This is a genomic window from Thalassospira profundimaris WP0211 (assembly GCF_000300275.1).
GTDB lineage: Bacteria > Pseudomonadota > Alphaproteobacteria > Rhodospirillales > Thalassospiraceae > Thalassospira > Thalassospira profundimaris.
Map to the genome: position 1 here is coordinate 357,279 of NZ_AMRN01000003.1, position 18,737 is coordinate 376,015.

Genomic DNA, 18,737 nt, shown 5'->3' on the forward strand with positions numbered 1-18,737 from the left:
GGGGGCGTCACCGAAACTTTTTTGTAAGGGGAGTTTCGGGACAGGTAAGGCCGTGCCTCTGGGGCGCGGCCTTTTCCCTTTTTATGGCTTAAAGATCCGGATCAACGGCAAGCCCCTCGAAATCCTTAAGCACATTCAGCACAATCGACGTCTTCACATGCTGGACCGAGTCATGGGGCAACAGCACCTCATTGACGAAATGCGAAAGTGCGGCCAGGTCCTTGGTCGCGACCTTAAGGTGGTAATCCATCTCCCCGGTCAGCGAAAACGCTTCGAGTACTTCGGGCAGATCGGCCAACAGTCTGGCAAACCGTTTGGCATTGTCGCGGTTATGGGTGGCAAGTGTCACCGAAATCACCACCAGCAACCCCATGCCCATCTTTTGCCGGTCAATATCGGCCCTGTATCCGCGAATGACCTTGTCGTCTTCAAGGCGGGCACGGCGGCGTGAACATTGTGACGCCGAAAGACCGATGCGTTCTGACAAATCATTGTTTGTCAGACGGCCATCCTTTTGCAGTTCCGCCAGCAGTTTAAGGTCCAGTCGGTCCAGTTGCATGTTTCACGCGCCAAATGATTGTTTAATGCATGATGTATGCAAAGAATTCCGAAAAGCAAGCGTAAATGCACGCACGTTGCACGCGGTTTGGCGCACGATTGGGACATAACAAGAATTCGAATAATTCCAATCATTCGAATGTTCCAATCAAAGGAGACTTCCGATGGGTCCGTTCCCGCATGATGCCCCGCGCGCAACCATTAGCGATGAAAACCCGGCCGGAACCGACGGGTTCGAATTCGTTGAATTCGCCCATGAAGACGCCGACAAACTGGAAACCCTGTTTGCCCGCATGGGATACAGCCCGGTTGCCAAGCACAAGACCAAAAACATCACCGTCTGGCGTCAGGGCGATATCAACTACATCCTCAATGCCGAGCCATCTTCGCATGGTATGAAGTTCGTTGAAAAGCATGGCCCTTGCGCACCTTCGATGGCATGGCGCGTGGTGAATGCCAAGCATGCCTTTGATCATGCGGTATCCAAGGGGGCGGAGCCCTACACCGGGGATGACAAGACGCTTGATGTCCCGGCCATCGTCGGCATTGGCGGGTCGTTGCTGTATTTCGTCGACAAATATGGTGAAACCGGTTCGGCCTATGACGCGGAATTTGACTGGCTGGGCGAACGCGATCCGAAGCCAGAAGGGGTTGGTTTCTATTACCTCGATCACCTGACCCATAACGTCTATCGCGGCAATATGGATAAATGGTGGGACTTCTATCGCGATCTGTTTGGCTTCAAGCAAATCCACTTCTTTGACATTGCCGGTAAAATCACCGGTCTGGTCAGCCGCGCGATCACGTCCCCCTGTGGCAAGATCCGCATTCCGCTCAATGAATCGACCGATGATAAAAGCCAGATCGAAGAATACCTGCGCAAATACAAGGGCGAAGGCATTCAGCATATCGCGGTCGGAACGGACGGCATCTATGACGCCACCGACAAGCTTGCCGCCAATGACCTGAAATTCATGCCCGGCCCGCCGGAAACCTATTACGAGAAATCGCACGAACGTGTGCACGGCCATGACGAGCCGATTGAACGTATGAAAACCCACGGCATCCTGATCGATGGTGAAGGGGTGGTTGATGGCGGCACGACCAAGATTTTGCTTCAGATCTTCTCGAAAACCGTGATCGGCCCGATCTTCTTTGAGTTTATTCAGCGCAAAGGCGACGAAGGCTTTGGCGAGGGCAACTTCCGCGCCCTGTTCGAAAGCATCGAAGAAGACCAGATCCGCCGTGGCGTGTTGAAGGTTGATGCCGCCGAATAAGCGCCATTGAGGTCAGAAACGCAAAAGCCCCGGAACAGGTTCTGCCTGTTCCGGGGCTTCGTTTTTTACCGTGGGACCAATCAATAGGCACCAAATCCCAGCATATGCGGCAACCACAAAACCAGCCCCGGGATTGCGATCATCAGGATCACCCGCACAAAGTCAGCCGCCAGAAATGGCAGGATACCGCGTGCAAGGGTCGTGATCTTCATGTCCGGTGAAACGCCCTGAATGATAAAGAGGTTCATGCCAATTGGCGGGGTGATCAGGCCGATTTCAACAACCGATACCAGAACAACACCAAACCAGATCGGGTCATAGCCGACCCCGGTAATCACGCCATAGGCCGGAACAACGGTCAGAAGGATCATGGACAGACTGTCCATGAAGCACCCCAGTACGACATAAAACACCAGAAGCGCGATCAAAACGACAATTGGCGAATAGCCCTGTGTGGTGATCCAGTCGACCAAGGTCTGGGTCAGTCCGCTGGTTTCAATGAAGAAATTGAAAAGTGCCGCCCCCACCAGAATAAGGAAAATCATCCCGGTCATGCCGGCCGTTTCGCGAATACCGGTGCGCAAAACGCTCCAGGTCAGGCGTTTGCGCATAAAGGCGAACAGCAACGCTGCCCCCGCGCCAACGGCCGCGGCCTCGGTCGGGGAAAACAGGCCGGCATAAATACCGCCAATCACCAAGGCGATCAAAAGGACCGCATCCCACATTTGCAGCAACGCGCCCCAGCGTCGCGACCAGGGCACATAAGTGCTGACCGGCGCAAGCGACGGATCGCGCATCACCTGAATACGGATCGAGGCGATATAAAGAACCGTCGCCAACAGACCCGGGATCATCGCACCGGCAAACAATGCGCCAATCGATTGTTCGGTCATCAGCGCGTAAATCACCAGCAGGATCGATGGCGGAATGAGAACGCCCAGTGTACCGCCCGCCGCAATCGATGCCCCGGCAAGACTTTTGGCATAGCCGCGTTGACGCATTTCAGGCAGTGCCACACGGCCCATGGTCGCACAGGTCGCAAGCGACGATCCGCAAATCGCGCCAAACACCGCACTGGCGCGATGCTTGATGCGGCAAGTCCGCCCGGACGATGTCCGGAAAACGCCGTGATACCGCGAAACAGGTTGCTTGAAAGGCCTGAGTGCGATGCGAACACGCCCATGAAAATGAACAGCGGCACCACCGAAAGGCCATAGGGGAAGATCGCCTCAAACGGCAGGCTTGCCATCACATAGCTTGCCGACATCCAGTCGGTCAAAAGCAGCGTTCCGATAATACCAACCACCGCCATCGCAACAGCAACCGGTACACGCAGAAGGGCCAGTGCAAGTGCTGCAACAAACCCGATCAATCCCGCCCATTCCGTCGCCATCAGTTATTCTCGTTCGTTAAAAGCATTTTCAGAAAATGGACAAGACAGACCACTGTCGATATCGCCATGCCGCTGAGAAGGAAGCCCCAGAACAGGATCATCGGGATCTCAAGGTTCTGCGACACATCGCCATAGCTCCATTGTTCCATCGCGCGTCCCCATGACAGGTAAAACAGGAACGCCATCAACCCGGCACACAGAAGCGGGATCAGGGTGTCGATGATGCGAAACAGGAAACGAAGATGGTTCTTGCCGACCAGGTCGACCGTGACATGGGCATGGGCGCTAAACGCATAGGGGATCGCCCAGGATGCCGCCGCCATGACACAAAACTGGGTCAGGTCAACCGCGCCCACCATCGATTGGCCGCCAATGCGCCGCCAGATGATGTCGACAACCACAATGGCAATCGCACCGATCAGGGCGGCCATGCCGACAAAAGCCAGAATGTCGGTCAGTCTGTTCATAAAGCGGTCAGTGCGGTGAACCGCGGCATAAAGCCGCGATCCACCAAAGTTTTCAGTCGGTTGGGTCATTTGTCGCCAGCGTGATATTTGGCATCAAATTCCGCGATAAGTTCCTGCGCGCGCGCATAGACGGCCTCGGGGTCTGAGACGCCTTTTTCCTTCAGGCTGGCAAGGTATTCCTTGATCATCGGCTGGGATGCTTCCTGCCATTCCGCACGGGTGGCGTCATCAATCGTGATGATTTCATTGCCGTGTTTTTCCGCATCGGCCTTGCCAACTGCTTCCCATTTGTCCCACCAGTCGCCGAATTTCCCGACAAGGACATCGCCGGAAATTTCGTCAATTGCGGCCCGCACTTCGTCGGGCAGGCTGTCATATTTTTTCTGATTCATGACGAAATAGAAGCCGGCGATGTAGGCCGCAGCATCGGTGTGATATTTCAAAAGTTCATTGGCCTTGACCGCATTGACCAGATCCCAGGTGGCAACCAGACCTTCGATATTGCCTTTTTCAAGGTTTTCGTAGATGGCCGAAGGCGGCAGGCCGACTGGGGATGCCCCAAAGGATTCCAGCATTGCCGAAATCGCCGGGCTTGGCGTGCGAAGACGCAGGCCCTTAAGATCCTCAAGCGATCTGACCGGTGTATCAAGGGTGTGGATCAGGCCACCCGGATGGGTAAACAGGCCAAGGACCTTGAAGTCCTGATAGTCACTGCCAAGAAGGCCTTCCTTGTAGAGCTGCCACAGGGTTTCCGACCCGGAATCGGCATATTTCACCAAAAACGGCAGTTCAATCACCGAGGCAGCCGGGTAACGGTCACGCGGAATGCCATTAAGGCCCACGGCCATATCCATAACGCCCGCGCGCACCTGATCGGCCTGACGGTCGATTTTGCCAAAGGCCGACGTGGCGTCATAGATCTCGACTTCGACTTTGCCGCCGGTTTTTTCCGACAGTTGCTGTCCCCAGCTTTCAAGGAAGTCTTTCTGGAAGCCGTGGCTTGGCGGCAGATAGTGACTGACCTTAAGGGTGATGTCGGCCGCATGCGCGATACCGGCACCGGCCAGAATGGTTGCGCCGGTCATAAGACCAAGCAGCGTTTTACGAAGATTAGGATGTTTCACGGATGTCTCCCTGTTTTTTTAAGTCGTTCATTTGGTCTTGCGTCTGACCTGCTTCGGGCCAAGCGATTGCTGTGCAGTTGCCATCAGCCTGTACATGTCCGGGATGGCAGTCTGGGATCGCGCCTGGAATGCTGTTTTTTCTTTGAATTGGAATTATGATATATATAATCAATTACGCAATATGAAATTTATGCAGGTAAATTTTGACCAAAGCCTCGCCCAAAAATATCCCGGATAGCGAAACCGAACATGACATCGCCGACGTGGTTGATGCCGCTGACAAGCGCAAAGGCATTCAGTCGGTCGAGGTCAGTGGCGTCATTATTGCCGCCTTGTGCGATTTCAAATTCCCGGTGCCGTTAAAGGACCTTGCAGACGCGGTTTCTATGCCCGCGGCCAAGGTCCATCGCTATCTTGCCAGTCTGGTGCGCATTGGCCTTGCCTGGCAGGATGACCAGACGGGGCTGTATGGTCTTGGTCCGATGGCGTTGCGCATGGGTGTTTCGGCGATTGAACGCAATGATGTGGTGATGCGCGCCGGTCGGCTGTTGCGCAATCTGGCGATTGAGTTGCGATCATCTGGGCATCTGGCGATCTGGGGGGAACGTGGTCCGGTCCTGATCCGCACCGAACATGGTGGCCCGCCGATCATATCGACCATGGGGCTTGGAACCGTCATGCCGCTTTTGCGCTCTGCGACCGGGCAGGCCTTTTTGGCCAGCATGCCGCGCAGCGCGATCGAACACGTTATTTCGGCCGAACAGGATATCCTGCATTGGGATGATGCCACGGTGGAACGGCTGATTGCCGACACCAAACATCGCGGGGCGGCTGTGATCGAAGGCGATATCGTGCCCGGTTTATCGGCGATCAGTGCGCCGGTTTATAATCTGGATGGGGCGGTGGCCTGTTGCGTCACGTTGATGAACCCCAATGCCAATTACTTTCAGCCCGGCCAACCCGCGTTCGATGTGTTTACCCGTGCCATTGCCGATTTCACGCAAAGTTGGGGTGGCACGCCGCGCGCGGAGTCTGATCAGGCCTAGGGGGCTGAGATCACAGGTCGTTAAACCGTTTCAGGAGGTCTGAAAGACGTTTGAATTCATCTTCGCCCAGAAAATCGCGCACTTTCCGGTCATAGGCGACGCCCGCCTCACAGAGTGACGTGAAGGCCGATTTTCCCTGCGCAGTCAGGTCAAGGCGATGCACACGGCGGTCATTTTCATCCTGAAACCGTTTCAACCAACGCCGTTTCTCGATGGAAAAGACAGCCCGCGAAACCTTGGTTTTATGCAGTCCGGTATGGGTCATGATTTCGGTCGCGGTTAGGGCGCCATACTGGCCGAGTGTCGCCAGAACCCGCCATTCGGACCGCGTCATCCGGTATCGGTCGCGATAGATATCGCGAAAGCCAAGGCTGAGCTTTTCGCTGGCGTGATGCATCAGGAACGGCAGGAAACTGTGAAGATCGAATTCGGATTTCATTGGCTTCAAAAGGCTGTTTGATAGTTACAAAAATTACAGTTACGAATGTAACTATATCAAAGATTGGGAGGAAAAAGGCAATGACGGATCACAATGAGCCGACCAAAAATGCCGAAAAAGGTGGTGCCAACGATCTGCGTTACATGCCCGGTTTCGGCAATGATTTTGAAACCGAAAGTCTTCCGGATGCGTTGCCCCAGGGGCAAAACAGCCCGCAAAAATGCGCCTATGGGCTTTATGCCGAACAGCTTTCAGGATCGCCTTTCACCGCCCCGCGCGGCACCAATGAACGGTCCTGGCTGTATCGCATTCGCCCAAGTGTAAAGCATAACGGGCGCTTTGCCGCCCTTGATCGACCGTTTTGGAAAACCGCACCTTGTTTGAATGATCACAGCCTTGCCCTTGGTCAGTTGCGCTGGGATCCAGTGCCGATGCCCAAGGACGCGGTTGATTTCATTTCTGGCATGCGCACGGTCACAACTGCGGGCGATGCCATGACCCAGACCGGCATGGCAAGCCATGTCTATGTCTGTAACACCGACATGGTCGATGACTATTTCTTCAATGCCGATGGCGAACTTCTGATCGTGCCCGAAAGTGGCACGCTTCGCATCTTCACCGAACTTGGCATGATGGATGTCGCCCCGCTTGAAATAGCACTTATTCCGCGTGGCATGTTATTTAAGGTCAGCATCCTTGAGGCCGGGGTTGATGGTGGCGCACGTGGCTATGTCTGTGAAAACTATGGCGCCAAATTCACCCTGCCCGAACGCGGTCCGATCGGGGCCAACTGCCTTGCCAATCCGCGTGATTTCAAAACCCCCGTGGCCGCCTATGAGGACAAGGAAACCCCGTGTCGGGTGTTGGTCAAATGGTGCGGGCAGTTCCATGTCACCGAAATCGGCCATTCGCCGCTGGATGTCGTCGCATGGCACGGCAACTACACACCGTTCAAATATGATCTTCGGACCTTCTCGCCGGTCGGTGCGATCCTGTTTGATCATCCCGATCCATCGATCTTTACCGTGATGACCGCCCCGACGGACGAGGCCGGCACCGCCAATGTGGATTTCGTGATCTTCCCGCCGCGCTGGATGGTGGCCGAAAATACCTTCCGCCCGCCTTGGTATCACCGCAACATCATGTCGGAATTCATGGGCCTGATTTGCGGCCAGTATGACGCCAAGGAAGAGGGCTTTGTCCCCGGCGGCATGAGCCTGCATAACATGATGCTGGCCCATGGCCCGGATGCCTACGGGTTTGACAAGGCATCGAACGCCGAACTCGGGCCGCAAAAACTCGATGGTACCATGGCGTTCATGTTCGAGACCCGCTATCCGCAGCAATTAACAAAATTCGCCGCCGAACTGGAAACGCTTCAGGACGATTATCTTGATTGTTGGTCGGGGCTGGAACGTAAGTTCGATGGCACCCCTGAAGGTCGCCCGTAAGTCACCGCGACCCCAAAAACAATCACTCAGGACTTAACGAAAAGAATGCCGGAGGCACAAAAACAATGAAACTCGCCACCCTTAAAAATGGTACCCGCGACGGCCAGCTGGTGCTGGTTTCCAAGGACCTGTCGGAATATGTCGATGCCAGCGCGATTGCGCCAACCCTTCAGGCCGCGCTTGATAACTGGGCTAATATTGCCCCGCGCCTCAAGGATCTGGCAGGCGATGTCGAAGCCGGATCAGGTCCGGCCAAACGCGTTGCATTTGATCAGACCGAGGCGCATTCACCCTTGCCGCGCGCGTTCCAGTGGGCTGATGGATCGGCCTATGTCAATCACGTTGAATTGGTCCGCAAGGCCCGTGGTGCCGAAATGCCGCAAAGCTTCTGGACCGATCCGCTGATGTATCAGGGCGGGTCGGACAGCTTCCTTGGTCCGCGCGATGATATCCTGATGGGCGATACCGCCTGGGGCATCGACATGGAAGGCGAAATTGCCGTCATCACCGATGATGTGCCAATGGGTGCAACCCTTGATCAGGCGCGTGATGCCATTCGGTTGATCATGCTGGTCAATGATGTGTCGCTGCGCGGTCTTATCCCCGGCGAACTGGCCAAAGGATTTGGCTTCTTCCAGTCCAAGCCGTCTTCGGCCTTTTCCCCGGTTGCCGTGACCCCGGATGAACTGGGCGATGCGTGGGATGGTGGAAAGCTTCATTTGCCGCTGTGTGTCGATCTCAATGGCAAGCCGTTCGGGCGTGCCAATGCCGGGATCGATATGACCTTTGACTTTGCCCAGCTTGTGGCCCACGCCGCACGCACCCGTCCGCTCTGTGCCGGGTCGATCATCGGGTCGGGCACGGTATCGAACAAGCTGGATGGTGGACCGGGCAAACCGGTTGCCGCGGGCGGTGCGGGTTATTCCTGCATTGCTGAAATCCGCATGATCGAAACCATTGAAAATGGCTCGGCGGTAACGCCCTTCCTGCAATTTGGCGACAGCGTCAAAATCGAAATGCGCGATGCCAAGGGCCAATCAATCTTTGGCGCGATTGAACAAACTGTCCGCCAATACAAACCATAAGGCCCCACTATGAGCGAGATCATGAGCGAGATCGTTTTGTATGACTATTGGCGATCCTCGGCGAGTTATCGCGTTCGGATTGCGCTGGGGTTGCTCGACCTTCCGTACCGGACGGTGCCGGTTGATCTGTTGGCTGGCAGCCACAAAATCGGCGCGCATCTGGTGCGCAATCCGCAAGGCCTTGTCCCCGCCCTTGAAATCGACGGGGTCATGATGACCCAGTCGGTTTCGATCATCGAATATCTTGATGAAACCCGGCCGGGGCAGGGGCTTTTGCCGACCGAAACGCTGGCCCGCCAACGGGTGCGGGCGCTGTCGCATGCGATTGCCATGGATACCCATCCGGTCTGTAATCTCGGTGTGGTGCGCCATGTGATGGATATTGCCGAGGCGCATGGTGATGACGCCGATGCCGCACGACAGGAATGGATGGCGAAATATATCGGATCGGGCCTTGCCGGGTTTGAAGCCATGCTGGCCGGTGACGGGGACGGCAACCATGGCGATTTCTGCCACGGCGACCGCCCATCCATGGCCGATATCTGCCTGATCCCGCAGCTTTATAACGCGCGCCGCTGGAATGTGAGCTTTTCTCACCTTCCGCGAATTTGCGCGATAGAACAACGCTGTAACGCGATTGCAGCCTTCGCCAACGCCCATCCGGACCAGTGCCCGCGCTAGGCCAAGCGAACGAAGATTCTAAACGCCAATCGCCTTGCCGTCACTGCGTGGATCATGCGCACCATCGACGTAACCATCGTCATCAATGCGAATGATCCCCGCCTGACCGGCAAGCGCACTTTGCGGTTCAATCGCGCGCAGGATGTGGCCGCGTGCGGCCAGTTCGTCAAACACGTCATCCCCGGCATCTACTTCAAGTTTCAGGCTGTCATTGGTGTCTGAAAACGTCTTGCCCAACAGGAAACGCGGTTTGGCGAGTGCGTCCGTCGGCGACAGGCCGAAATCAAGCAGGTGGGTCAACAGCATAGCAAGGGTTTGTGGCTGTCCATCGGCCCCTTGCGTGCCATACAGCAAATGCGGCTTACCCCCCTTAAGCGCCATGCCGGGATTAAGCGTATAGAACGGAAGCTTGCCCGGTGCGAAGGCATTCGGGTGGTTCGGATCGGTGCTAAACGCTGCCCCGCGGTTTTGCCAGACAATGCCGGTATCGCCCGCGACAACCCCGCTGCCCCAATCGAAATAGGTGCTTTGCAACACACTGGCGCAATTGCCATTGGCATCCTTGGCGGCCAGAAACACCGTGTCGCCATGCCGGAACGGATGCGGCCAATCAAGCGCCTTGCTGGGCGAGATATCCTTGGCGTCTGCGGCCAGACCGGCTTGATCCAGAAGGGCCGTAAAATCGGTGCTGGTAAAATCGGGATCGGCGATCTGATCGCGTTTCAGGAATGCGCGTTTGATGGCCTCGACCACCAGATGGTAATGATCCGCCGTTCCCTCTGCCCAGTTCTTTTGGCCCATTTCGCGCAACACCCCCATGGTCATAAGCGTCGCCAATCCTTGCGTTGGCGCAGGCGGGGCAAACAGGGTGACGTCCCCATAATCAAGCGACACCGCATCCACCGTGCGGGTCCGGGTTTTTGCCAAATCCCCCTTGGTGATCGGCGATCCGACGGCTGACAAACCTTTGACGATCTGATCGGCAAGCCCGCCCTCATAGAAATCACGCGCGCCAAATTCGGCAATGCGTTTGAGGCTTTGCGCCAGATGCGGCTGATGAAATGTTTCGCCGACATGGGGCATTCTGGCATTCGGGGTGAAGACATCCATAAAGCCCGGCCAATTGGCGATTTCCTCTTTACGGAAATCAAGCCAGAAACACTGTGACGGACTGATCGCAAAGCCATTTTCCGCAAGCGTAATCGCAGGCGCGATCAATTGCGACAGGCTTTTGGTCCCGCCCCAGTTCTTTGCCGAATGATCAAGGGCGTGTTGCCATGAATCTACCGTGCACGCCGTGGTCAGGGTCGAGCCCGGACCGCGTAGCGGAATGGGCGTGCCGGGCGTGATTGTATTGCCGCCTTTTTCGGCGGCCTGACCAATACCCAGGAAAGACTGCACCTTGCCCGTGTTGTCTGAAACCATCCAGACTGCATCACCGCCAATGCCGCAGAAATGCGGGTATGTTACCGCCAACACTGCCGCGGTGGCGACGACGGCCTCAATCGCGGTGCCACCGTCGCGCAAGACTTGCGCACCGGCTTCGCTGGCCGCTGTGCTGGGGCTTGTCACCATGGCGCGATGTTCGGGGGCAGTTTGATGGTCGGTCATGGGCTTGGTTCTTTCAGCCAAAAGGATTGATTTCAAACAGGTTAGCGTTATGCGTGCATCGGTTGTGGCGAAATTGCATGCAATCCTTTATACAGGCGCAGGCAATAAAGTGATCGAAACAAGAAACTTGGCGGATCGGGATGAAAGCAGCGGACAAGGCAAAGCATCGCACAGACATGATCAGTTCGGCATTGCGTTCGGCAATCCTCGAACGTGTTCTGATGCCTGGCATGAAGCTGCCCGAAGATTCCCTTGGTGAACGTTTCGGCGTCAGCCGCACCCTTATTCGTCAGTCGCTTGAACGGCTTGCCGCCGAAGGGCTGGTCGAACTCCGCCGTAACAAGGGGGCTGCTGTTGCCAAGCCCAGCCTTGAAGAGGCGCGTGATCTGTTTGAGCTCCGCACCCAGATCGAAGACCTTGTCATCAGTCGGGTGATCAAGAATATGAGCCCGGAAATTCTCGGCGAACTTGAAGCCCATCTTGCCAAGGAAGTCGAAGCCGAAAACGCGTCCGAACCGATTTCGATCCGTCTTGCCACCGAATTCCATATCCTGCTCGCCCGCCTTGCCGGAAGCCCGGTCTTGCTGCGCTATGTCGAGGAGATCGGATATCGCTGTGGCCTGACATTGTCGCTTTATGCCCGCCCGCATTCGACCGATTGCGGCATTCAGGAACACCGCCAGATTATCGAGGCCCTGGCCAAGGGCGACGAAGATGCGGCGCGTAAACTGATGCGCCATCATCTGACGGCAGTTGCCGACCGAGCCCTGTTCACAACCAAGGAAAGCGGGCCGCTTTTGTATCTTGATGCGCTGGAACCCTATGCCAAAAAGGTGCGTGACGGCACCAGCTAAGTCTGCGCGCACCACTGCCATATCAACAGCCACACACGGGACTTCGTGCGTGGCGTGTGGATGGCAGATGGCTGGTTCGGGCTGCATCATTCGGGTTCCGGTCTGGCTCAAGCCTTGATGCCCTTGCGGATCAGGATGCGTTCCGCACTTTCATTCCAGACATCCATTTTGATGATCTTGCCGTTTTCAATCACGAAACGGTCGACATAACGGTTGCCTTCAAACGGGGTGCCGTCCGGCCATTCGCCGTAAAGCCACCCGGTGCTGTAAACAACAGTCTGGCCGTTGGTGTGGGCGACATCAAACTGGCCGAACTTCTTTTTCACCCATTTATAACGCGCGGCGTTAAAGGCCGTTGTGCCCGCTGGATGATCGTATTTCTGACCATCGGTAAAGGTGATGACGACATCATCGGACATGAATGTCGCCGCCAGTTCCGGGTCTGGCTTCATGGATGCGTCAAGAAAATCACGCACCGTCTGCGCCTCTGGCGGCAGGGTATCGAGCACATTTTCCGCGGTTTGGTCACTCATTTGGAAGGCCTCTGGTTTCGGGAATTGATCTGGCATCAGCATAAACGCTGTGCAGAAATTTTGCATGCACTAATTTTATGCAAAAATTGCATGCAATCTGCGTATACATGAGGCAATTCTGTTTTCCGAAGCGGTGGGAAAACGCCTAAGTCCCTGATTTTGAATGATTGTGATTCTTGGCATGTCGCTTGCTGCAGTGCGGTGACGATTTGGTGCGCATGCCCAATTTGCGACGCCGGACGACGCAGACACATAATCAGGGAGTCTCACATGCCTATTTCTTCGCCTTTCCGGAAAATAACGCGGCGTGCCGCCCTTCTCGGGGCTGCTGCTGCGCTGATGTTCGCCACCACCTTGCCTTCCCATGATGCCCGTGCAGAAGACACTGTGAAGCTTGGCCTTGTCGCCGCACTTAGCGGTCAGTCGGCCAAATCGGGCGAAGCCATTACCCGCGGCATCACCCTTGCGATTGACAAGATCAATGCCGAGGGCGGCGTTCTTGGCAAGCCGCTTGAACTTGTTTCGCGTGATGATGAAAGCAACCCGGGCAAGGGTCTGGTTGCGGCCCGTGAACTGGCCCAGCGCGAAGGCGTTGCGGCAATCATTGGCGGCCTTGATACGCCGGTATCCTTTGCCATCGTGCCCTATGTGAACCAGCAGAAAATCCCGTTCATTGGTCCGTGGGCTGCCGGAACCGGGATCACCAAAAACGGTGCCGAGGAAAACTATGTCTTCCGCGTTTCGGCCGTTGATGAATATGTCGACGAAGCCATCACGGAATATCTGATCGCCAATTACGGTGCCAAGAAGCCGGGCATGATCCTGATCAACAACCCGTGGGGGGAGTCGAATGAAAAGGGCCTGCTCAAGGCGCTTGAAAAGCGTGGCATGGAACATGCCGGGATCGAAAAGTTTGAATCAAACGATGTCGATGTTGTCCCACAGTTGACCCGTCTTAAGGAAAACGGCGCTGATTCCCTGTTTGTCGTTGCCAACGTCGCCCCGACCGCGCAGGTGATCAAGTCGCTTGATCGCATGGGCTGGGATGTGCCGATTTCATCGCATTGGGGTCCGGCCGGTGGCCGCTTCACCGAACTGGCTGGCAAGTCGGGCGAGAAAGTCCACTTCATCCAGACCTATCTGTTCACCGATCCGGCAAATCCGATGTTCGTTAAACTTCAGGAAAAATTCCCGGAGATCGAAACCCTTGCCGACGTGACCCCGGCAACCGGCATTGCCAATGCCTATGACGCGACCCTTCTGATTGCAGCCGCCATTGAAAAAGCCGGTTCGACCGAGGGTCCGGCCATCCGCGAAGCCATGTACGAAATCAGCGGTGTCGAAGGCATGATCAAAACCTATGACAAGCCGTTCACCCCGGACGATCAGGATGCGCTTGGTCCTGAAGACTACACCTTCGCGCATTTCGTCGAAGGCCAGATCATTCCGATCAAATAAGCAACTTATCCAACCCTGTCGGCGTGTTCCCCAATGCACGCCGACAGGGGATTTATCCATTTTAAATGATGCACTTACGTGCACGGCATAAGCAGGCGGCTGGCAATGACACTTTTAATCGCAGCTCTGATAACCGGGATCGGTCTGGGCAGTATGTACGGGCTGATCGCGCTTGGTTTCCAGATCACCTATTCGGTGTCCTCCAAGGTCAATTTCGCGCAAGGATCGATGGTGATGCTGGGCGCTGTTCTGGGCTTTGTATTCTGCGAAAGATATGGTTTTCCGGTCATTGTCGGTTATCCGCTGGCCATTTTGTGCTGCGGGCTTGCCGGTATTCTGGTTGAATTTTTCCTTGTCCGTCCGTTTGCCATTCGCAATTCCGAAGCCTGGCTGATGGCCACCGTCGCCGGCGGTATTTTGCTTGATAACGCGGTGCTATTCACCTTTGGTAACGAACCGCGCACCCTGCCATCCGCCCTTGTGGGTGAAAGCTGGAACGTGTTTGGCACGGGTGTCTATCCGCAACAGATCCTGATCCCGGTCGCGGCCATTGGTGTGGCACTCGCACTGCATGCCCTGTTCCGTCATACCCGTCAGGGCCGCGCCCTTTTGGCGGTGGTCCAAAACCTTCAGGCAGCCAAGCTGATGGGGATCAACACCACCTTGATGGTGACCGGATCCTTTGCCATTTCATCGATGCTGGCCGGCTGTGCCGGGCTTCTGATTGCGCCGCTGTTTTCGGTGCATTCGGATATGGGTACGCTTTTTGGGCTTAAGGCCTTTGCGGTTGCCATTCTGGGCGGCATGACATCGGCCTATAGCGTCATGCTGGCCGGCTTTATCTATGGCCTGGTTGAGGCCGGGGTAACCACCTATCTCGGATCGTCCTACACCTTCATCGTCGTCTTCGCGCTTGTAATCGCGGTTCTGACCGTCAAACCAAGCGGCCTGTTTGGCCGTGCTGCGATCAAGAAGGTCTGATGATGAAACGCGAAATCAAATTCAAAAATCCGATGCCCAAACTCAATAAATCCATCGCCCTTGATGCCACTATCCTGGCCGCCATCATTGCCGGTTTGATCGGTGTGACGATCACGGGCGGCTATACCCAGTTCGTCATCGGCCTTGTCGCCATCACTACGGTTCTGTGTGTGGGGCTGAACGTTTTGTATGGCCTGACCGGGCTGGTGTCGCTGGGGCAGGTCGGGTTCTTTGCCATCGGGGCCTATGCCAGTGCGATCCTGACGCTGGCCGGGCTTAATTTCTGGATGGCGCTGATTGCATCGACCGTGATTGCCGGTTTGGCGGGCTGTGTCTTGGCACTTTCGGCGGTTCGGATGGCCGGGCCGTTCTTGGCCATGGTGACGATTGCCTTCGCCTTTATTGTTGAACATGGCGCGATTGAATGGCGCGCACTGACGGGTGGGCAAAACGGCCTGATGGGCTTCCCGATGCCCGACCTGTTTGGCTATATGTTTAGCGAACGCGATCTTGTGATGCTGTGTGTCTTGCTGGCCGGGGTCGCGCTTTTTGCCTTCCGTCGCTTGGCAACAAGTGGCTGGGGCATGGCGATGACCAGCATGCGCGATGCCGAAATCGCCGCAAGTTCGCTTGGCTATAACGCCTTTGCCGTCAAGGCATCGGGCTTTGCCATTGCGGCTGCCATGGCCGGGCTTGCCGGGGCGTTGTTTGCGCCGCTTATGATGTTTATCGCACCGTCAAACTTCCCGCTTAGTCAGTCGATCCTGTATCTGTTTGCCGTCATTCTGGGCGGGGCGGGCACGGTGCTTGGCCCGCTGGTCGGCGCATCGGTTTCGGTGTTGCTGCCCGAACTGCTGGCGGATTTTGCCGAATATCGCCTGCTCATTTTTGGTGGGCTTTTGATTGTCGTGTTGCTGATTGCACCGCGCGGGATTGTCGGCGTGATCGAACGGTTCATCCCGCTGACCAGACGCGGTGTCACCGCCACCCCGGCGCACGAGATCGAGGCAGGGCTTAAGGATTACGCCAAGTCCGATGGTCTGGTGGTTGAAAACCTGTCGATTGCGTTTGGTGGGGTCAAGGCGGTCAATGCCGTTTCCTTCACCGCCAAGCCGGGCGATGTCACATCGATCATCGGCCCGAACGGGGCGGGTAAAACCACACTTTTGAACATCATCAGCGGGTTTTACAAACCGACCGAAGGTGTGGTGCGGATTGGGGATCAGGACATCGCAGGCAAGCCAACCGATTTTGCTGCGCGTAATGGCATTGCGCGCACCTATCAGGCGACCCGTCTGTTTGAAAACATGTCGGTGATCGACAACGTCATTGCCGGTCTTCCGGTCGGCCGGTTTGGCAAGCCGTTCAGTGCGATTGCGTCGGATAGCAACCGCAACCATGCCGCCGGGCTTCTGGCCTTTTGTGGCTATCATGGCGATATTGATGCCCGTGCCGGTGACCTGCCGCATGTTGATCGCAGGCTTGTTGAAATTGCCCGGTCGCTTGCGACCAAACCCGGTGTGTTATTGCTGGATGAACCGGCTGCTGGCCTGATGCATGCCGATAAGGTGTCACTGGCGAAATTGCTGCGCCAACTGGCCGATGCCGGGATTACGGTGGTGCTGGTCGAACATGACATGGAAATGGTCATGGGCATTTCCGATCAGATTTTGGCCGTGGATGCCGGCACCGCGATCATCTTTGACACCCCGCAGGCCGTGCAAAACGACCCGCAGGTTATCGCCGCTTATCTTGGCGACGGCGAAATGAAGGCCCGCCCGCGCCCGATCCCGTTTGAGGCCGGGGACTCCCCGGTGATTGAAACCCTGCGTTTAACGGCTGGCTACGGCGCCGCGCCTGTTCTGCATTCCATTGATCTTAAGGTCCGTCAGGGCGAAATGGTTGCACTGCTGGGGGCAAACGGTGCGGGCAAGTCGACCTTCCTGACCGCACTGGCCGGGTTGCTGCGCCCGGTGGATGGCAAGATCGTTCTCAATAACGAATACATCCATGATCTTGCCCCGCATCAGATCGTCGAACAGGGCTTGGTTCTGGTGCCCGAAGGCCGTCAGGTCTTCCCGGAGCTGACGGTCCGCGAAAACATCGAACTGGGGGCCTATAAGCAACCCAAACCTGTCAGTTCGGAAGAACTTGAAGCCATCCTGAACCGCTTCCCGCGTCTGCGCGATCGCATCAACAGCCCGGCGGGTCTTTTGTCCGGCGGCGAACAGCAAATGATGGCAATTGCCCGTGGTCTGGTCGCCAAGCCAAAGGCGCTGTTGCTTGATGAACCATCTCTTGGTCTGGCGCCTGCCATGGTCGAGGAACTTTATGCCATTCTCGGCGAATTGCGCGATGAGGGTGTCACCATCCTTCTGGTCGATCAGATGGCGACCATGGCGCTTTCGGTAGCTGATTATGCATATGTCCTTGAACAGGGGCAGGTGGTTGCCAAGGGCAAGGCATCCGAGCTGAGAAAAGATGAACGCCTGATTACCGCCTATCTGGGGGGCTCGGAACAAGGCGATAAGAAACCAAAACAGGAAACACATGAGAATGCTTGATTATCTGGTGAGGAACGCCTGCCTGACTGGTGAGAATACGCTTGTCGATCTTGCCGTGGCGGATAGAAAAATTGTCGAGATCGCCCAATCAATTGCCGGCGATGCGCCAAGCTTTGATGCAGCTGGCCAGCTGATCAGCTGCGGCTTTGTGGAAAGCCACATTCACCTTGATAAGGCCTGCATTCTTGACCGTGCCAAAAACGAAACCGGCACGCTTCAGGGCGCGATCAGTGCCGTCGCCAACGCCAAAAGCGGCTTTACCGAGGATGACATTTACGCCCGCGGTGCCCGCGTGATTGAAAAGGCAATTACTGAGGGCACCAATGCGGTGCGCACCCATGTCGAAATTGATCCGGGCATCGGCTTGGCGGGCTTTAACGCCATCAAGCGGCTTAAGGCCGACTATGCCTGGGCAATGGATATCGAGATTTGCGTTTTCCCCCAGGAAGGCCTGTTTAACTATCCCGGCACCGAGGAGCTGTTGCGCGCAGCATTGGATAACGGTGCCGATCTACTGGGCGGTTGTCCCTATATGGATACCGATCCACATGGCCAGATCCTGCGTCTGTTTGAAATGGCGCGCGACTATGATGTCGATCTGGATTTCCATCTTGATTTCGATCTCGATGCCAGCTGGCGGCATCTTGACGAAGTTGCCAAGCAATCCATCGCCTTTGGCTGGCAGGGCCGGGTGATGATCGGGCATGTGACCAAACTGTCGGTCTTGCCCAAACCCGAACTTGAAGACACGATTGCGATTATGCGCGATGCCGGGATCGGCCTGACCGTGTTGCCCGCAACCGACCTTTTCCTGACCGGGCGCGATCATGATCATTCCGTACCCTGCGGTGTCGCGCCTGCGCACAAGCTTGCCGCCCATGGTGTTTGCTGCACGATTGCGACCAATAATGTGCTGAACCCGTTTACGCCCTATGGGGACTGTTCACTTTCGCGCATGGCAAATCTTTACGCCAATGTCAGTCAGCTCGCGACCGAGGCCGAACTTGAAAACTGCTTTGCCATGGTGTCCGACGCCCCGGCCAAACTTCTCGGCCGATCCAACAAAATCGCGGTTGGCGAAGCCGCAAGCTTCATCGTCCTGCCCGCCCAAAGCCGCGCACAAGTGGTCTCAGAAATCAGTCTCCCGATCTGGGGTATGAAGGATGGTCGGGTAACGTTTGAACATCCGGCGGCAAAGCTGTTTCGGCCATAAGC

General features: G+C 56.1%; 16 protein-coding genes and 1 pseudogene. 10 read left to right on the forward strand and 7 right to left on the reverse strand.

The window, feature by feature from the left end; all coding sequences use genetic code 11:
• Window positions 1-88: 88 nt before the first annotated feature.
• Window positions 89-559: an Lrp/AsnC family transcriptional regulator gene (locus tag TH2_RS08365; protein WP_008889980.1), complete on the reverse strand. Its 471-nt coding sequence runs from the start codon at window positions 557-559 to the stop codon at window positions 89-91.
• Between the two features lie 163 nt (window positions 560-722).
• Between TH2_RS08365 and hppD the strand changes: the two genes are divergently transcribed.
• Window positions 723-1,835, forward strand: a complete 1,113-nt coding sequence (gene hppD, locus TH2_RS08370) for a 4-hydroxyphenylpyruvate dioxygenase (protein WP_008889981.1) — start codon at window positions 723-725, stop codon at window positions 1,833-1,835.
• Between the two features lie 80 nt (window positions 1,836-1,915).
• On the opposite strand, the pseudogene TH2_RS08375 reads toward hppD, so the two are convergent.
• The 3 genes and pseudogenes from TH2_RS08375 to TH2_RS08385 form a co-directional block, all read right to left on the reverse strand.
• A pseudogene (locus TH2_RS08375) lies at window positions 1,916-3,228 on the reverse strand (TRAP transporter large permease).
• The gene (locus TH2_RS08380; RefSeq protein ID WP_008889984.1) at window positions 3,228-3,764 is read right to left on the reverse strand and encodes a TRAP transporter small permease; all 537 of its coding nucleotides are present in this window, start codon (window positions 3,762-3,764) and stop codon (window positions 3,228-3,230) included. The pseudogene TH2_RS08375 and the gene TH2_RS08380 overlap by 1 nt, the downstream one beginning before the upstream one ends.
• Window positions 3,761-4,819: a TRAP transporter substrate-binding protein gene (locus TH2_RS08385; RefSeq protein ID WP_008889985.1), complete on the reverse strand. Its 1,059-nt coding sequence runs from the start codon at window positions 4,817-4,819 to the stop codon at window positions 3,761-3,763. The genes TH2_RS08380 and TH2_RS08385 overlap by 4 nt, the downstream gene beginning before the upstream one ends.
• Window positions 4,820-5,022: 203 nt before the next feature.
• On the opposite strand from TH2_RS08385, the gene TH2_RS08390 reads away from it, so the two are divergent.
• Window positions 5,023-5,865, forward strand: coding sequence for an IclR family transcriptional regulator (locus TH2_RS08390; protein WP_008889986.1), 843 nt, complete (start codon window positions 5,023-5,025; stop codon window positions 5,863-5,865).
• 10 nt (window positions 5,866-5,875) lie between these two features.
• On the opposite strand, the gene TH2_RS08395 is transcribed toward TH2_RS08390, so the two are convergent.
• Entirely contained in the window at window positions 5,876-6,304 is a 429-nt protein-coding gene (locus TH2_RS08395) for a MarR family winged helix-turn-helix transcriptional regulator (RefSeq protein WP_008889987.1), read from the reverse strand.
• 80 nt (window positions 6,305-6,384) lie between these two features.
• Between TH2_RS08395 and hmgA the strand changes: the two genes are divergently transcribed.
• From hmgA to maiA, 3 genes are all read left to right on the forward strand, one after another.
• Complete coding sequence (hmgA, locus tag TH2_RS08400) at window positions 6,385-7,755, forward strand: homogentisate 1,2-dioxygenase (protein WP_008889988.1); 1,371 nt, start codon at window positions 6,385-6,387, stop codon at window positions 7,753-7,755.
• Window positions 7,756-7,820: 65 nt separating this feature from the next.
• Window positions 7,821-8,840, forward strand: a complete 1,020-nt coding sequence (locus TH2_RS08405) for a fumarylacetoacetate hydrolase family protein (protein ID WP_008889989.1) — start codon at window positions 7,821-7,823, stop codon at window positions 8,838-8,840.
• 21 nt (window positions 8,841-8,861) lie between these two features.
• The gene (gene maiA, locus TH2_RS08410) at window positions 8,862-9,521 is read left to right on the forward strand and encodes a maleylacetoacetate isomerase (RefSeq protein WP_157193939.1); all 660 of its coding nucleotides are present in this window, start codon (window positions 8,862-8,864) and stop codon (window positions 9,519-9,521) included.
• 18 nt (window positions 9,522-9,539) lie between these two features.
• Here maiA and TH2_RS08415 read toward each other — a convergent pair whose 3' ends face one another.
• Window positions 9,540-11,132, reverse strand: coding sequence for a gamma-glutamyltransferase family protein (locus TH2_RS08415; protein WP_008889991.1), 1,593 nt, complete (start codon window positions 11,130-11,132; stop codon window positions 9,540-9,542).
• 140 nt (window positions 11,133-11,272) lie between these two features.
• Here TH2_RS08415 and TH2_RS08420 point away from each other — a divergent pair, with 140 nt between their 5' ends.
• The gene (locus TH2_RS08420) at window positions 11,273-11,986 is read left to right on the forward strand and encodes a GntR family transcriptional regulator (RefSeq protein ID WP_008889992.1); all 714 of its coding nucleotides are present in this window, start codon (window positions 11,273-11,275) and stop codon (window positions 11,984-11,986) included.
• 107 nt (window positions 11,987-12,093) lie between these two features.
• Here the strand turns inward: TH2_RS08420 and TH2_RS08425 are convergent, their stop codons facing one another.
• Entirely contained in the window at window positions 12,094-12,519 is a 426-nt protein-coding gene (locus TH2_RS08425) for a nuclear transport factor 2 family protein (protein WP_008889993.1), read from the reverse strand.
• A gap of 270 nt (window positions 12,520-12,789) precedes the next feature.
• Between TH2_RS08425 and TH2_RS08430 the strand changes: the two genes are divergently transcribed.
• From TH2_RS08430 to TH2_RS08445, 4 genes are all read left to right on the forward strand, one after another.
• Window positions 12,790-13,977, forward strand: a complete 1,188-nt coding sequence (locus tag TH2_RS08430) for an ABC transporter substrate-binding protein (protein WP_008889994.1) — start codon at window positions 12,790-12,792, stop codon at window positions 13,975-13,977.
• A 105-nt stretch (window positions 13,978-14,082) separates the two neighbouring features.
• Window positions 14,083-14,958: a branched-chain amino acid ABC transporter permease gene (locus TH2_RS08435; RefSeq protein WP_040823102.1), complete on the forward strand. Its 876-nt coding sequence runs from the start codon at window positions 14,083-14,085 to the stop codon at window positions 14,956-14,958.
• On the forward strand, window positions 14,958-17,522 hold the full coding sequence (locus TH2_RS08440; protein ID WP_008889996.1) for a branched-chain amino acid ABC transporter ATP-binding protein/permease: 2,565 nt from the start codon (window positions 14,958-14,960) through the stop codon (window positions 17,520-17,522). Before TH2_RS08435 ends, TH2_RS08440 begins: the two co-directional genes overlap by 1 nt.
• On the forward strand, window positions 17,515-18,735 hold the full coding sequence (locus TH2_RS08445) for an amidohydrolase family protein (protein ID WP_008889997.1): 1,221 nt from the start codon (window positions 17,515-17,517) through the stop codon (window positions 18,733-18,735). Before TH2_RS08440 ends, TH2_RS08445 begins: the two co-directional genes overlap by 8 nt.
• The last annotated feature ends 2 nt before the right edge of the window (window positions 18,736-18,737 follow it).

What these genes read in the sequence shown, in the direction of transcription:
- TH2_RS08430 (WP_008889994.1), top strand. Translation starts at nt 12,790, where the DNA reads ATGCCTATTTCTTCGCCTTTCCGGAAAATAACGCGGCGTGCCGCCCTT.
- TH2_RS08395 (WP_008889987.1), bottom strand. Translation starts at nt 6,304, where the DNA reads ATGAAATCCGAATTCGATCTTCACAGTTTCCTGCCGTTCCTGATGCAT.
- TH2_RS08435 (WP_040823102.1), top strand. Translation starts at nt 14,083, where the DNA reads ATGACACTTTTAATCGCAGCTCTGATAACCGGGATCGGTCTGGGCAGT.
- TH2_RS08420 (WP_008889992.1), top strand. Translation starts at nt 11,273, where the DNA reads ATGAAAGCAGCGGACAAGGCAAAGCATCGCACAGACATGATCAGTTCG.
- TH2_RS08365 (WP_008889980.1), bottom strand. Translation starts at nt 559, where the DNA reads ATGCAACTGGACCGACTGGACCTTAAACTGCTGGCGGAACTGCAAAAG.
- TH2_RS08380 (WP_008889984.1), bottom strand. Translation starts at nt 3,764, where the DNA reads ATGACCCAACCGACTGAAAACTTTGGTGGATCGCGGCTTTATGCCGCG.
- TH2_RS08415 (WP_008889991.1), bottom strand. Translation starts at nt 11,132, where the DNA reads ATGACCGACCATCAAACTGCCCCCGAACATCGCGCCATGGTGACAAGC.
- hppD (WP_008889981.1), top strand. Translation starts at nt 723, where the DNA reads ATGGGTCCGTTCCCGCATGATGCCCCGCGCGCAACCATTAGCGATGAA.
- hmgA (WP_008889988.1), top strand. Translation starts at nt 6,385, where the DNA reads ATGACGGATCACAATGAGCCGACCAAAAATGCCGAAAAAGGTGGTGCC.
- TH2_RS08440 (WP_008889996.1), top strand. Translation starts at nt 14,958, where the DNA reads ATGATGAAACGCGAAATCAAATTCAAAAATCCGATGCCCAAACTCAAT.
- TH2_RS08405 (WP_008889989.1), top strand. Translation starts at nt 7,821, where the DNA reads ATGAAACTCGCCACCCTTAAAAATGGTACCCGCGACGGCCAGCTGGTG.
- TH2_RS08425 (WP_008889993.1), bottom strand. Translation starts at nt 12,519, where the DNA reads ATGAGTGACCAAACCGCGGAAAATGTGCTCGATACCCTGCCGCCAGAG.
- TH2_RS08445 (WP_008889997.1), top strand. Translation starts at nt 17,515, where the DNA reads ATGCTTGATTATCTGGTGAGGAACGCCTGCCTGACTGGTGAGAATACG.
- maiA (WP_157193939.1), top strand. Translation starts at nt 8,862, where the DNA reads ATGAGCGAGATCGTTTTGTATGACTATTGGCGATCCTCGGCGAGTTAT.